Origin of the sequence: Saccharomonospora azurea NA-128 (assembly GCF_000231055.2) — a bacterium.
GTDB lineage: Bacteria > Actinomycetota > Actinomycetes > Mycobacteriales > Pseudonocardiaceae > Saccharomonospora > Saccharomonospora azurea.
The window spans coordinates 3,155,483-3,168,811 of sequence record NZ_CM001466.1; the positions used below are offsets into that span (position 1 = coordinate 3,155,483).

Below are 13,329 nucleotides of genomic sequence, written 5' to 3' on the forward strand. Positions count from 1 at the left end.
CGGCACCGACGAAAGCGTTTGCGCGCAGCCCAACGCGTCACCGTCCGCGAGCCGGAGGGCCGCCCGCACCACCGGAGCGGCCCTGTTCTCGCTGCCGGCGAGCGGTTCGCAGGCTCGGCGCAGCGGGCCTGCGAACCGCTCGTCGCCCTCGCACAGCAGGCGGCTCACGAGCTGCCCGTCGATCAGCAGCCCCGCCACCTCGTCCCACGCCTCCGCGGCGGCGTACTCCAGCAGAGCCCGTTCGAGGGCGCCGCGTCGGCGCAGCCAGGCGGCGGCGGGCAACCGGACGGCGGCCACCTGCCGGGGCGCCCCGCGCTCCAGTTCGCGGCGCAGCGCGTCCCGGACCACACCGGGGTAGGCGTGGTCCCCTGTCCGCGTGGTCGTGGCGAACGCCGAGCACTCCGCCAGCCCGCACCAGGCGATCGGCGGCCGGGCCGGCGAGCTCGCGCGCCAGCTCGTCGTCGAACGCGTCCACCACGCACGTGCCGAGCAGGAAGCGGCGTAGCTCGACGGGGAGCGGGTCGAACACCTCGTGTCGGAAGTAGTCGTCGACGTCCGACTCGGCCGTGCCACCGGGCCGACCCACGTGCCACGAGCGGCGGCTCAGGACGAGGCCCGCGACCCAACCCCCGTGGTAGGCGTTCCAGTCGTGCACCCCGGCGGTCGGTTGCGGTGGCTCGCCCGGTGTCGCCAGCAGCGTCGCCGCTTCGCCGTCGTCGAAGGCCAGGTCCCCGGACCCGAGTTCCACCAGCGTGTTCTCCAACCGGTAGCGGTGCAGGGGCAGAGCTGGTGGCCGACGCCCCGCGAATACGAGCCGGAGGCGGCCCCGGGTGAGGCGCAGCAGGAGGTCGACGTCGTCGGCCACGTCCGCCGTGAGGCGGTGATGATCGTCGAGCACGATCGTCAACCGGCGTCCGGCCGCGACGACCGCCGAGGCCGGCGACGACACCCAGGCCGCGGACGGCCGATCGTCGTGGCCGGGTGCGACATCCACGCCGAGGTCGGCCAGACACCGCCCGAGGCAGGCCGCGAACACGCCCCGCTGGGCCAGGACGTCCGGCGGGCCGTCGAACGTCACCCACGCCGTGTCACCGGAGCGTCCCTCCGCCTTCACCCACTCCGCGAGCAGCGTGGTCTTGCCCGTGCCCGGGGGCGCGGTCACCACCACGAGAGGTACGTCGTCGGTCCGGGAGAGCAGTTCCAGTGCCCGCTGGCGGTGCACATGGTGCCGGGGCAGACCCGGGACGTCGAACCGGCACGCCCACACCGCGTCCGCGGCGCGGGTGGCCGGGCTCGCCGACGCTGTCGACTCCGTCGCTGCGATCGGGTGGAGACGGGTGGCCTTCACCGTGAGGTGCCTTCCGCTGGGCTGAAGAACTCTCGGACTCTCGCGGACTCTCGGCCCCGAACGTAGAAGGTGTCCCGGCGGGGCACCACGGACCAAAGACCCGGCTGCCCGAGGGCCTCGGCCCGATACTTCATCCGCTGCAGACGATGTGCGCGCGCCGCGCCCGCCGCATCGTGGAAGGACATCCGTGGTCGTAGGCGGGAGGAAGCATGAGCGAGACGTCACAGGCCCGTTCCAGGGCTCAGGAGGCTGCCGGCACGGAACACGTACCGCCGCAGACACGTGGCCGGATGGACGAGGCGTCCACGACGGGTGAGCGTTCCTACGCGAGGGAGGGCCGGTCGGACATGGGCGGAATGGGTGGCATCGCGTTCGCCTCCACGCTGCTCTTCCTGGCCGGTGCCTACCAGATCATCGTGGGCCTGACCGCGATCCTCAACAGCGACTTCTACGTCGTCACGGCGAGCGGACTCGCCGTCAACGTGAACTACGCGGCGTGGGGATGGGTGCACCTCGCCCTGGGCGTCATCGCGGTCGCCGCGGGCTTCGGCCTGCTGACCGGGCAGACCTGGGCACGCGTGACCGGTATCGCGATGGCGGCGCTCAGCGCGATCGTGAGCCTCGCGTTCATCCCTGCCTACCCGCTGTGGGCGCTCGTGGTGATCGCACTCGACATCGTGGTGATCTACGCGATCGCCGTGCACGGCAAGCGAGGCGAGACGGTCTGACCGTCGAGGACACGTCAGGGCCGTCCGGGCTCACGTCTCGGGCGGCCCTGACGCTGTGCCGGGTGCGAGCGCGGCCAGCGATCGTCGGGCGATCCGGCGGGCTCCGGTGACGTTCATCCGCCAGCGGGCCATCCGTTCGCTGATCCGGAAGTAGCGGGCGACGCTCGCGTCGGTCCAGCCCCGGAACGCTGCCGTCCGCGCGGCGGTGCACGGCAGCAGCAGTTCACCGGACAGCTCCGCGGCCTCCTGCTCCAGTGCCTCGCGCCCGGACTCCACGCCGGAGCGGCACGATCCGCCGGCGGTGACGAGCACGCCGAAGTCGTGTTCGAGCAGCACGTGGGCCATCTCGTGCGCCACCGTGGAGCGGCGCCGGTTGCGCTCGTGCGTGTGGTTCTCGACGATCACGCACCCGGTGCCGACCTGCACCAGCGCGCCCGAGAACGACTCGACGGCGGGACCGGTGAAGTGCGCGACGGCCGACGCGGGCAACCACGGCTCGTCGAGCGTGAACACCTCGACGCCGTACAGCGCGGCGAGGGCGTACGGGTCGAGCGGCGCGAACGTGCGGATGCCGAGTTCCGCTCGTACGTCGGCGGCGAGCCGCCGGGCCGTGGCCTTGAAGCCGCGCCGCAGCGCCACGTCAGCTCTCCTGTCTGTCCGCCTTGATGCGCCGCATCGTCGCGCTCACGATGTCGAGCAGGTAGTCCTTGTCGGCGTCGCTCAGGTCGTTCCTGGCGCGGAGGAGCAGAGAGAGCTGGGTTTCCAGCGCGGGTTGCGGCTCGGTGCGGGCGGTGTCGCCGGGGCGCACCATGAACTCCTCGGCGGGTGCGCCGAGCCACTGCACCAGCGCGATGAACCCGTCCAGGTCGGGGCGTAGCCCGTTTCCCATCCTGCTGAGCAGCGAGGGACTGACCCCCGCCTGCTCGGCGAGCTGCCTCCACGAGAGGCCGCGCGCTCGGCGCCCGGCATCGAGCGCCTCGTAGAGACGCCGCGCGTCCATGCGGCCTTCCATGTCGCCGTCCTCCACGCCGAAGCCGTTCCCCGTTCCTTTTCACTATCACAGGGGTGTGTCACCCGCGCCACACGCGTTGCTCTTCCAATACAGTGTCCCACTACTGCAACGACGCACGAGGGGGTTCGTGGATGCGCACGCCGTATTCCGTTGTCTTCCGGTTCTCTCCCGACTCGCTGACCTGGCTCGTGAGCCGGGAGCGCACCGTGGTGTCCCGGTACTGCCGCAAGCGGGACGCCGTCCGGGAGGCCACGCGGCTCGCTCGCGCGGCCATCCGCGCGGAACTGACCGTCGAACGCATGGACGGCACGGTCGAGTGGGTTCGGCACTACGGTCCGTCGACAGGCCCGCGGAAGGCCGGCGGAGCGACCCGCGGACACCCGCCGAAGGGCGATGGGCGAGCGCCCCGCGACGGCGATAGCGTGACGGTGTGATGAAGCGAACGATGCTGGCGGCGGCGTGTGCCGCTGTTCTCGCGACGACGGCGTGCGGTGGCGACGACGGGGCCGGTGAGGACACCGCCGCGCCGAGTCCCCAACCTTCGGGACCACAGCAGGAATCGCCGCGGCCTTCACCCACGGGCGAGCCGGGCGGCGAGTGCGCGAGTGTCATCGACGGGCTCTCGCCCCGGGAACGTGCGGCGCAGCTGCTCGTCGTGGGGGTCGACGAGACCGACCCCGCCTCCGCGGTGGCCCTTGTCCGCGACAACAAGGTGGGCGGGATCTTCATCGGAGGCAACGCCACGACCCTGTTCACGGGCGACGCTCTGGAACAGGTGCAGCAGGCCGCGGGCGACATCCCGGTCTCGGTCGCGGTCGACGACGAGGGCGGGCGTGTCCAGCGCATCGACGAGCTCGTCGGACCCATGCCCAGCGCCAGGCAGATGGCCGCGACGATGAGCCCCGACGAGGTGCGGGAACTCGCGGCCGAGCGGGGCCGGCAGATGCGCGACTACGGGATCACCGTGGACTACGCACCCGTCGTCGACCTCACCGACGGCCCCGCGAACGGCGTGATCGGGGACCGCTCGTTCAGCGCCGACCCGCAGAAGGCCACGGAGTACGCCGCCGCGTTCGCCCACGGACTGGCCGATTCGGACGTCCGGCCGGTCATCAAGCACTTCCCGGGCCACGGCCGGGCGAACGGCGACTCCCACCAGGGCCTGGTGACGACACCGCCGCTCGACGACCTCCGCCAGTCGGACCTCGTGCCGTACGAGGACCTGGGCGTCTACCCGGACGGCACGGAAGTCATGGTCGGTCACCTGAACGTGCCCGGGCTCACCGACGGCACACCCGCCTCGCTGTCCCCGGAGGCGTACCGGCTGCTGCGCGAGGACTTCGGCTACGACGGTCCGGTGCTCACCGACGACCTGGGCGCGATGAGGGCCATCTCGGACTCGTACACGCTCGACGAGGCCGTGCTGCTCGCGCTGCAGGCGGGCGCCGACCAGCCACTGTGGTCGGCCGGGGGCGACGTCGGCCCGGTGCTCGACCGGCTGGAGTCCGCCATGGCGAACGGCGACCTGCCGCAGGATCGCGTCACCGAGTCGCTCACGCGGGTGCTGAACGCCAAGGGCGCGTGCGGCTGAGCCGAGAGGCCTACGGCCGGGCGGTGGTGAGGTTCGCGATCACCGCGTCGAGGTCCAGGCGGTCGGACTCGTACCCCAGGGGCACGCGCGACAGCGTGGCGTCCACGAACGCCTGGATTTCACTCCGGTCGGCCTCGACGGCCGCGTAGCCGTCCGGCGACTCCAGCTCGATCACGAGCAGGTCGTCGTCGGACGGCGACAGGTCCGGTCGGATCCGGACGTCGCCGATGCCCGCGGGGGCGTGGAGGCCGGTGATGAGCAGGTCACGGGCGAACTCCCATTCCACCCACTCGTCCGGCTCCACCTGGAAGGCGAGCCCCACCGTGAACGGTGCGGTCGAGGTGTAGGTCAGCCTGGACAACACGGGTGTCTCACATCCGCTGAGGTACACGAACTGGTTCTGGTGTACGGCGTTGTCGTCCACGGCACGCTCCCGTCCATCCGTGGCGCCGAAGTGGCGCGCGTGCGGCCTTCCCTTGATGAAGACGTCCATCTGCCATCAAAGTGATGCGCCATTCGGGCGAAAGTTGATGATCGAGACGGACAGTAGAGCAAACCACTGCCGTGCCCGAGGGATCGGGTCCCCTTGTCGGCCGAACGGCTGGCAACGCAGTCCTTGTGTCACACGATCGAGTCTTCTTGGGTTTAGAACGGTCTCCGACTGGTGACAGGGATAGTTTGGCCGGGTAGACAGCACGTGACGTGATCTTTGCTCTGAGTGAGGTGGGCGTGAGGGGCGGCTGATGGAGGACCGAGACTGATGGCCCCCGACGTCCTGCGCCGGACACCGCACGACGCCGGAGTGCTCGATCGCACAGGGATCGTCGCGGCGAGCGCACCCTCCGTCGCCGAGGAACAGGAGATCCCGCCCGACGCCTACCGGCCTCGGTCCCGCCGCTTCCAGTTCACCGCGCTCGCCTCCCTGGGGCTGATGCTCGCCGTGGTGGTCACGGGCGTGCGCGGCCACGGCGGTGAGCCCTCCGACGTCGCGCCCACCACGGCGCGCGGGCGCGGGCTCGGTGACACCGTGCCGGTGGTGTCGGCCCCGGAGGAGTCCCGCGCGCCTCATGGCGACGAGCGCGAGACCGGTGAGCGGACGCCGTCGGTTCCGGCGAGCCGGACGCCCTCCGATCCCGAGCCGGGCCCGACGGTGGAGCCGACGGTGCGACGGGTCCACCCGTCGATCGTGCTCCCGACGCCGGGGCAGCGGCCCGAGCCCGGCGCGGTCCCGGGTGCCGACGAGGAGATGCCGGTGTCGGTCGAGGTGCCGCACGCCGGAGACGCCGGAGACGACGCGCCGGGGCCGGACAGGCTGCCGTGGTCGGCCGTGTTGACGCCGCACCGGGACGACGATCGCTTGCGCGCGCGGGACGACGTTCCCACCGCGACCGAGGCCTCGGACGTCGACCGGGAAAGGCGGGGGAGTGAGCGCATCACGCCGTCGCCTGGCGGGTGAGCACCCACGATCGAGTGCACTTGTCCTGCGGACGGTCATGTTCCGGTAGCCACTAGTAGGTGCGACCCTTTTGTTTTGCAATCACCCAGCCGAAGGTGGTTACTGAGACAAGCGTCACATGCCAATCTCTTACCAACTGGTAGGCCATAGAAGTTGGGGCGGGCCGTTTTCGCCATCGTTGTTCCCGTCGTCGGCCCGTGGAGGAATGCAGGTGCCCACGCATCAGCCGCGTGGTGGGGCAGTGTTGGCCGGCCTCGGCGGGTGGCTGCCGCCCCGCGTGGTCGACAACGACGAGCTCAGCCGACGCATCGACACGTCGGACGAGTGGATTCGCACCAGGACGGGAATCTCTCGGCGCCACGTCGTCGACAACGGACTGTCCACGGTCGACATGGCGGTGCAGGCGGGTCGCCGCGCTCTGCGGTCGGCCGGGCCGTACGGCGAGGCCGTCGACGCCGTCGTGCTCGCCACCAGCACCCCCGACCACGTGTGTCCGGCCAGCGCCCCGCAGGTGGCCGCCGAGCTCGGGTTGTCCGGCGCCGCGGCCTTCGACGTCAACGCGGTGTGCAGCGGGTTCGTCTACGCACTCGCGACGGCGTCCGGTCTCCTGGCCGCCGGGGTCGCGAGGAACGTCCTGCTCATCGGCGCCGACGCGTTCACCACGCTGCTCGACCCCGACGACCGCACCACCGTTCCGATCTTCGGTGACGGTGCGGGGGCGGTGGTCCTGCGCGAGGGCGCTCCCGACGAGCTGGGCGCCGTGGGACCGTTCGACCTGCGCAGTGACGGCGAACTGGCCGACCTGTTGATCGTCCCGGCAGGTGGTTCCCGGCAGAAGCATTCGGACGACCCGAGCGACCACTTCCTCCGGATGCAGGGGCAGACCGTCTTCCGGCACGCGACCTCGCACATGGCGTCGTCGTCGCGCGCGGTGCTCGACAAGGCCGGGTGGAGCACGTCGGACGTCGACCGGTTCGTGGGCCACCAGGCCAACATCCGCATCCTCACGGCCACGGCCAAGAACCTCGGACTGCCCGCCGACAGTCTCGTCGTCAACATCGGACACACCGGCAACACGAGCGCGGCATCCATCCCGCTCGCGATGCTCGACGCCGTCGTCGACGGCACGCTGCGGGCGGGTGACCGCGTGCTCGTGTCCGCGTTCGGCGCGGGTCTGACCTGGGGTTCGACGCTCCTGCGGTGGCCCGAGCTGGCGTGCGAGCCGCTGTCCTGATCCTCAGCGCGTCGCGGTGAAGGTCGCCGTGGGCGTGCGCCTGCCGCGCAGGTGCACGTCGCCGTGCGGGGCCCAGCGTGCGCGTTCGGAGGCGGCCGCCCCCTCCAGGGTCGGCCCGCTGGCGAGAACTCGGCCGGGCACGTTCTTCGCGTGTTCGGTCAGCCGGGCGGCCTCGTTGACGGCGTCGCCGATCACGGTGTACTCCAACCGGCTCCGGGAGCCGAGCTGACCGGCGAACACCTGCCCGGTGGCGACACCGATGCCGAGGTCCAGCTCGCCGCGCTCACAGACCGCGTCGCGGATCTGCCGGGCCGTGCGCAGCGCCGACGTCGCCGGGTCCGCGTGCCGGGTGGGCGCGCCGAACACACACAGCGCGGCGTCGCCCTGGAACTTGTTCACGAGACCGCCGTGGCTGTTGGTGGCCGCGACGACGACCTCGAACAGGCGGTTGAGCCGGCGGGCCACCTCGTCGGGGGTGAGCTCGGAGGCGAGCGTGGTGGAGTCGGCGACGTCCACGAACAGCGCGCACACCTCGCGCACGTCGCCGGACAGGGAGACACCGTGTTCGAGCGCGTGCCGGACGACGTCGTCGCCGACGTGGCGGCCGAACAGGTCGCGCAACCGTTCCTGCTCCCGCAGTCCCGTCGCGAGGTCCCGGACGGACGACTGGAGCATGCCGATCTCACCCGCGTCGTCGATGCGCACGGTGACGTCGCGGCGTCCCGCGCGGATGTCGTCGAGCACCCCCCGCATGCGCTGCAGGGGTGCGGCGACCGCTCGCGCGAACAGGGCCGTCGCGAGAGCCCCGAAGAGGAGTCCGGCCGTCGACAGCAGCACCGCGCTCGGTGTCGGATCCTCGTCACCGATGTGCGGTGGCAGGATCAGGAACAGCACGCCGACGAGGGGCACCCCGCTGGACAGTCCCCAGACGACGACGAGCCGCGTGAGCACGGACGTCGGTCCACGTGGCCCCGCGACGTCGAGCGACATCGACAGCAGCGGGCGCGCCACCCGCTCGGCGGCGAGGTAGGTCAGGCCGGCGGTGGACAGGCCGCCCAGCACGATCGTCAACACGACGCCGACCGCGTTGATCCACGTGCCGAACACCGCGGCCAGTACGCCGAACAGCACCGCGCCCGCCGCCCACAGGGTGCCGCTGACCAGCGCGAGCTCGACGGGGATGCGCAGTGCTCGGGTCGCCTCCTGAAGCGTGGGCCGGCGACCGGCGAGGAACCACACCACCGTGCGGCGCTGGAGGTAGCCCGCCCAGACGGTGCCGACGACGAACGCGAAGGACACGTAGGCGAGCGCGCAGAGAAGGATGACCTGGCGGCCGGGACCGAGATCGTCGGGTAGGCCCTGCAGCGAGAGCAGGAGCAGAACGAGCCCCGCACTGCAGAGACTGGTGCCGAATCCGATCGCGGCGAAACCCAGGCTGGTGCGGAGGACGGTGCCGATCCGCTGGGAGACGTGCCGTCTGGCCACCTCAGGATCGTAGGGGGCCCCGTGCGGGGACGGTATGCCCGGACGGCGTCGCCGCCCCGGCGACGTCGGAGTCACGACGCGCGACGCCGCTCCTGTCGCCGGGTCGCGTCCCGGACGGCCTTCTCCAGCTCGGCGCGGTTCATCTTCGAACGGCCCTTCACCCCGAGCTCGCGGGCCATCCGGTCGAGCTCGCTCTTGGTGAGTTCCGACAGGTCGGGCTGCTTGTCGCGGGACTTGGTCGCCTTGCCCTTGGACTCCTTGTCCTGTGCTCGGGGCTTCTCGTCGGCCTGCGACTTCTTCGTCCGCTCCTCGGTCTTCTGCCCGCCGCCGCGTTTGCGTCCTTCGATGCTGCGCGACAACGCCTCGAACAGGTCGACCACCTTGGTGGCCTCGCGGGGCTCCTCGGCCGGCGTGATGGTGCGACCCGCCCGCTTGTCCTCGATGAGCTGCATGATCCGCTCGGTGTAGGTGTCGCGGTACTCCTCCGGCTGCCACTCCTCCGCCATCGACTCGATCAGGCTCACGGCCATGTCGACTTCCTTCTCGCGGGCCTGGCCGACCTCGGGCAGCTTGCTGATCTCCTTCCGGGGTTCCCGGATGTCCTCGGGGAAGAGCAGCGTGTTGAGCACGAGGACACCGTCACCCGCGCGTACGGCGGCGATGTACTCCTTGCCGCGCATCACGAACCGCGCGAGCCCGGCCCGGTTCGTCTTGGCCATGGCCTCGATCAGCAGGGAGTAGGCGCGGCCGAACTCCTCCTTGGCCGGGGCCAGCCAGTAGGTCTTCTGGAAGTAGATCGGGTCGATCTCGTCCAGATCCACGAAGGCGTCGATGTCGATGGTGCGCGACCGGCCCGGGGCGATCTCGTCGAGCTCGTGCGGCTCGATGAGCACGTACTCGTCGCCGCCGAGGTCGTAGCCCTTGACGATCTCGTCGTACGGCACTTCCTCGCCCGTGCGCTCGTTCACGCGGCGGTAGCGGATACGGTCGGACGTGCCGCGCTGGAACTGCCGGAAGTGGACGGTGTGGTCCTGGGTGGCGCTGTAGAGCTCGACGGGCACCGTCACCAGACCGAAGTTGAGCGCTCCGTTCCAGATAGCTCGTGCCACGGCTCCTCCTGGACTGACGTCCGTCGTGTCATCCGAGCATGCCGCAGGCCGACGGCACCGGCCACTCGGACGGGTTACACCGTTGCCGCGGTGTTCGCGGTCGGAAGGTCACCACGACTCCTCGCTCGGTGCGGCCAGCGCGCCGAGGTGGTCGGGGATGCCGGGTGCACCGGCTTCCTTCGTGATGAGCAGCCACTGCTCCTGGTCCGCGCTGCGGTAGGCGCGCACCATGACGAACGCGCCGTGGAGCCGGTCGCCGACGAGACGGAACGTCAGCCGTCCCTCGTCGAGGGCGTGGCTGGGGCTGAGGGAGCCGAGACCCTCCACCGTTCCGGTGTCCCACACGGCGCCGAGGCCGGACTCCGCGGTGCGGATCGCGAGTCGCTTGTCGCCCGGCGTGTGCGAAGGGTGCTCGGGGATGGCCCAGCACACCGACATCTCCCCGAACTGGAGGCGCAGATCGTAGTGGAGGCCGTGCTCCGGGCGCGTTATCACGTAGAGTGACCGATTTCGGCCCGCGGCGCCACGCCCGCCGTTCTCGCCCGGCCGGCGTGGGTGTGGAGTCGGCGGCGTGGTGCCACGCGTGTCCCGGTCCGCCATGACAGCGAACATACCCGCTCCTGAACTGGGAAAACAGTCCGGCTCGCCGAGGCGACGCGATCCGGGGGCAGGTACCCCTCGACGGGGGTACGGGGTACCGCCCGTCGAGGGACGTCAGCCGGTCACGGACATGCGCCGTTCAGTGCATCAAGGCGTGTCGATGATGACCAAGAGTGACAAGATCGCCCTGGCTCGCGCGTGCGGTCGAGGCGCCGCGCGGTCACCCGAGGTTGTCTTCCTCCACGAGGCCGTCGCGAAGCTTCTTCAGCGTCCGCGCGAGCAACCGCGACACGTGCATCTGGGAGATGCCGACCCGCTCGGCGATCTGCGTCTGCGTCATGTTGTGCACGAACCGCAGCGCGAGGATCGTGCGCTCGCGTTCGGGGAGCTGCCGCACCAGCGGCTGGAGCGTCTCGTGGTTCTCCACGCCCGCCAGCGCCGCGTCCTCCTCGCCGAGGGTGTCGCCGAGCGCCAGGTTCTCGGTGTCCGCCGACAGCACCTCGTCCAGCGACATGGAGTGGTAGGCGTTGCCGGCTTCCAGGCCCTCGTAGACCTCCTCGGGAGTGAGCCCGAGGTGTTCGGCGATCTCACTGGGAGTCGGGGCCCGGCCGAGTCGCTGCGACAGCTGCGTGCTGGCGTTGTTGATCGAGAGGTGCAGTTCCTTCAGCCGCCGGGGCACGCGGATGACCCAGCCGGTGTCCCGGAAGTGCCTGCGCACCTCGCCCATCACCGTGGGCACGGCGAACGAGAGGAAGTCGGAGCCGCGTGCGGGGTCGAACCGGTCCACCGCGTTGATCAGACCCACGCGCGCGACCTGCACCAGGTCTTCCTTGGCGACGCCCCGGCCCGAGAAGCGCTGTGCGATGTGCTCCGCCAGCGGGAGGTGGCCCGTGACGAGCCTGTCCCGCAGTTCGGCACGACGGGGGGCGTCCTCGCCGAGCGAGGCGAACTCGTGGAAGAGCGGCGTCAGGTGCTGGTAGTCGTCCGACGCCGTGCGCGTTCCCTGTGTGGTCGATTCGGTCACGAAAAAGCCGGCTTCCGTTTCGCGAGCTCGATCTGGACCCAGCTGCCCTGGCCGTTCTCCGTGTTCGGCTCGGCCCAGGCCCTCGCCGAGTCCGCGAGCGTGGTGAGCACCTTCCACCCGAACGACGTCGTGCTCGGGGCCTCCGCGTCGTCCGAGGCGACAGCGCCGCGGAACAGCAGCTGGTCCTCGTCGAGCGTGAACCGGCAGACCATCGTGCTGCCGGGAACGGCCCGCGTGATGAGCGTCGAACACGCCTCGTCCACCGCGAGCCGGAGGTCGGCGATGGAGTCGAGGTCGAAGTCCACTCGCATCGCGATGCTCGCCGCGACCGACCGGATGATGGGTAGGTGCACCAGACTCGCCCCGAGCCGGAGTTCGATGTCGTCCTGCGCGCCGATGCTGCTCGTCGGCGGCTTGGTCTCGGTCACTGTCACCTCGGTGTTCTGCCGACCGTTCAAAGTTCCCCGCTCACAGTAGCGATCGTTCTGGCCAACCTTCTCCTCTTTCTCAGTCGTGGCGCAACAGGGCGCCGAAGCCCTCGGTGAGCTGCAGCCGGTCGCCCACGCTGACCACGTCGGCGTCGACGGCCGCCGCGGCCATCGGCAGCGCCTCGTCGGCGCGGGCGCGGGTGGCGGCGTCGTCACCGGAGGCCGTGATGAGCTCCTCCTGCGTGGCGACGAGTGCGGGTGCCGACCCGGTGAGGACCTCGGTGTCGCCGGGATCGCCGGCGAGCAGTGTCTCGACGTTGCCCTCCCGCAGCGCCGCCGTCACGGCCTCCAGACCCTGCACCGCGAGCCCGGTCGGCTGGGCCAGGGCGGCTGAGAAGCGTTGTGCCACCTCGTCCTTGCGCCTGGCCGTGGCCTCGGCGAGCAACTCGTCGATGAGCAGGTCGAGCTCCTCGTTGCCCGACCCCTGCTTGCGCCCGCCGGGTTCGACTTCCTCGGTGCTCTCACGGACGCCCTGCGGCAGCGCGTCGATCAGCGCCTTGCGTGCCTGCGACTCGCCCGCGACGACGACCAGCGTGGCGCCCACGCTGCGAGTGATCGACGCGACGTGCTCGGCGGCCTTCTCGATGTTCTGCTTGACCAGCTCCTCGGCGTGCGCCTGGATGTTGCGGTGCGCCCAGGCTCCGCCGCGCACCTTGCTGATGTGGGTGTCCGTGCCCTCGACGGTACGTGAGTCGACCACGTTCCCGCGCTCGTCGACGGCTGTGACGTCCGCCCCCACGCGGTCGACCACGGCGACGACGTGGGCCGGCGGGAGTTCGCCGAGTTCGGCGAGCGGAAGGACGTAGGGCATCCGCGACACGCGGGCCACCGGTCGGGGCGGGGGTTCGGCGAGCCACTGGTCCAGCAGGACCCGCTCGGCGGCGGCGACGACGGCGCGCCCGGCGCGGCCCACGGGAGGTTCGCTGTCGAGGACCGCGTCGTCGAGCGCGGCGAGAGTCCGCTCGTCGGCGCCCTGCTCGGCCAGTTCACCCCGCAGCTCGCGCCACAGGAGTTCCCGTTGCTTGGCGGCGTCCTCGGTGTTGTGGGTGTCGTCGAAGTACACGGAGGCGAACGGGCCGTCGGTCTCCACCAGGTCACGCAACCTCGTCGTGTCCACTCCACCCTCCTTGTCGTGCGCACGGTTCGGGCGCGATCCCGCGCCGCCGCTGGATCGGTACCGGTCCTCTCGGAGGGGCGGATACCCGATCGGGGTGGACGGAAACGCGGTCGAAGATCGAAAAGTGTGGCCGAGGT

The 13,329-nt window shown here is 70.9% G+C and carries 15 protein-coding genes and 1 pseudogene; 6 read left to right on the forward strand and 10 right to left on the reverse strand.

Going from position 1 to position 13,329, the window contains the following annotated elements; translation table 11 throughout:
- Positions 1 to 348: pseudogene (locus SACAZDRAFT_RS23840) on the reverse strand (LuxR C-terminal-related transcriptional regulator); the annotation flags it as partial.
- A 28-nt stretch (positions 349 to 376) separates the two neighbouring features.
- Between SACAZDRAFT_RS23840 and SACAZDRAFT_RS24015 the strand changes: the two are divergent.
- On the forward strand, positions 377 to 505 hold the full coding sequence (locus tag SACAZDRAFT_RS24015) for a hypothetical protein (RefSeq protein ID WP_269726588.1): 129 nt from the start codon (positions 377 to 379) through the stop codon (positions 503 to 505).
- 1,052 nt (positions 506 to 1,557) lie between these two features.
- Positions 1,558 to 2,076: a DUF7144 family membrane protein gene (locus SACAZDRAFT_RS14305; RefSeq protein WP_005442861.1), complete on the forward strand. Its 519-nt coding sequence runs from the start codon at positions 1,558 to 1,560 to the stop codon at positions 2,074 to 2,076.
- A 30-nt stretch (positions 2,077 to 2,106) separates the two neighbouring features.
- Here the strand turns inward: SACAZDRAFT_RS14305 and SACAZDRAFT_RS14310 are convergent, their stop codons facing one another.
- Together SACAZDRAFT_RS14310 and SACAZDRAFT_RS14315 are read right to left on the reverse strand one after the other, a co-directional pair.
- Positions 2,107 to 2,715, reverse strand: coding sequence for an ImmA/IrrE family metallo-endopeptidase (locus tag SACAZDRAFT_RS14310; protein ID WP_005442862.1), 609 nt, complete (start codon positions 2,713 to 2,715; stop codon positions 2,107 to 2,109).
- A 1-nt stretch (position 2,716) separates the two neighbouring features.
- Positions 2,717 to 3,088 carry a helix-turn-helix domain-containing protein gene (locus SACAZDRAFT_RS14315; RefSeq protein ID WP_005442863.1) on the reverse strand — a complete coding sequence of 124 codons (372 nt, stop codon included), beginning with the start codon at positions 3,086 to 3,088 and terminating at the stop codon, positions 2,717 to 2,719.
- A 131-nt stretch (positions 3,089 to 3,219) separates the two neighbouring features.
- On the opposite strand from SACAZDRAFT_RS14315, the gene SACAZDRAFT_RS14320 reads away from it, so the two are divergent.
- Both SACAZDRAFT_RS14320 and SACAZDRAFT_RS14325 read left to right on the forward strand, forming a co-directional pair.
- Positions 3,220 to 3,522 carry a DUF2188 domain-containing protein gene (locus tag SACAZDRAFT_RS14320; protein ID WP_005442864.1) on the forward strand — a complete coding sequence of 101 codons (303 nt, stop codon included), beginning with the start codon at positions 3,220 to 3,222 and terminating at the stop codon, positions 3,520 to 3,522.
- Positions 3,522 to 4,679, forward strand: coding sequence for a glycoside hydrolase family 3 N-terminal domain-containing protein (locus SACAZDRAFT_RS14325; RefSeq protein ID WP_005442865.1), 1,158 nt, complete (start codon positions 3,522 to 3,524; stop codon positions 4,677 to 4,679). Before SACAZDRAFT_RS14320 ends, SACAZDRAFT_RS14325 begins: the two co-directional genes overlap by 1 nt.
- Positions 4,680 to 4,689: 10 nt before the next feature.
- Here SACAZDRAFT_RS14325 and SACAZDRAFT_RS14330 read toward each other — a convergent pair whose 3' ends face one another.
- Entirely contained in the window at positions 4,690 to 5,172 is a 483-nt protein-coding gene (locus SACAZDRAFT_RS14330; RefSeq protein WP_005442867.1) for an SsgA family sporulation/cell division regulator, read from the reverse strand.
- A gap of 267 nt (positions 5,173 to 5,439) precedes the next feature.
- On the opposite strand from SACAZDRAFT_RS14330, the gene SACAZDRAFT_RS14335 reads away from it, so the two are divergent.
- Positions 5,440 to 6,135, forward strand: a complete 696-nt coding sequence (locus SACAZDRAFT_RS14335) for a hypothetical protein (RefSeq protein WP_005442868.1) — start codon at positions 5,440 to 5,442, stop codon at positions 6,133 to 6,135.
- Between the two features lie 205 nt (positions 6,136 to 6,340).
- Positions 6,341 to 7,369 carry a beta-ketoacyl-ACP synthase III gene (locus SACAZDRAFT_RS14340; protein WP_198283872.1) on the forward strand — a complete coding sequence of 343 codons (1,029 nt, stop codon included), beginning with the start codon at positions 6,341 to 6,343 and terminating at the stop codon, positions 7,367 to 7,369.
- Positions 7,370 to 7,372: 3 nt separating this feature from the next.
- On the opposite strand, the gene SACAZDRAFT_RS14345 is transcribed toward SACAZDRAFT_RS14340, so the two are convergent.
- The 6 genes from SACAZDRAFT_RS14345 to SACAZDRAFT_RS14370 all read right to left on the reverse strand — a co-directional run bounded on the left by SACAZDRAFT_RS14345 (position 7,373) and on the right by SACAZDRAFT_RS14370 (position 13,192).
- Positions 7,373 to 8,854: an adenylate/guanylate cyclase domain-containing protein gene (locus SACAZDRAFT_RS14345; protein WP_082245311.1), complete on the reverse strand. Its 1,482-nt coding sequence runs from the start codon at positions 8,852 to 8,854 to the stop codon at positions 7,373 to 7,375.
- 71 nt (positions 8,855 to 8,925) lie between these two features.
- On the reverse strand, positions 8,926 to 9,963 hold the full coding sequence (gene ku, locus SACAZDRAFT_RS14350) for a non-homologous end joining protein Ku (RefSeq protein ID WP_005442871.1): 1,038 nt from the start codon (positions 9,961 to 9,963) through the stop codon (positions 8,926 to 8,928).
- Between the two features lie 108 nt (positions 9,964 to 10,071).
- Positions 10,072 to 10,458 carry a DNA polymerase ligase N-terminal domain-containing protein gene (locus SACAZDRAFT_RS14355; protein WP_232286277.1) on the reverse strand — a complete coding sequence of 129 codons (387 nt, stop codon included), beginning with the start codon at positions 10,456 to 10,458 and terminating at the stop codon, positions 10,072 to 10,074.
- A gap of 325 nt (positions 10,459 to 10,783) precedes the next feature.
- A complete protein-coding gene (locus tag SACAZDRAFT_RS14360; RefSeq protein ID WP_005442873.1) occupies positions 10,784 to 11,587 on the reverse strand; it encodes a SigB/SigF/SigG family RNA polymerase sigma factor in 804 nt (267 codons plus the stop codon).
- Entirely contained in the window at positions 11,584 to 12,015 is a 432-nt protein-coding gene (locus tag SACAZDRAFT_RS14365; RefSeq protein WP_005442874.1) for an ATP-binding protein, read from the reverse strand. The genes SACAZDRAFT_RS14360 and SACAZDRAFT_RS14365 overlap by 4 nt, the downstream gene beginning before the upstream one ends.
- A gap of 79 nt (positions 12,016 to 12,094) precedes the next feature.
- On the reverse strand, positions 12,095 to 13,192 hold the full coding sequence (locus SACAZDRAFT_RS14370) for an Rv2629 family ribosome hibernation factor (RefSeq protein ID WP_005442875.1): 1,098 nt from the start codon (positions 13,190 to 13,192) through the stop codon (positions 12,095 to 12,097).
- Positions 13,193 to 13,329: the final 137 nt, after the last annotated feature.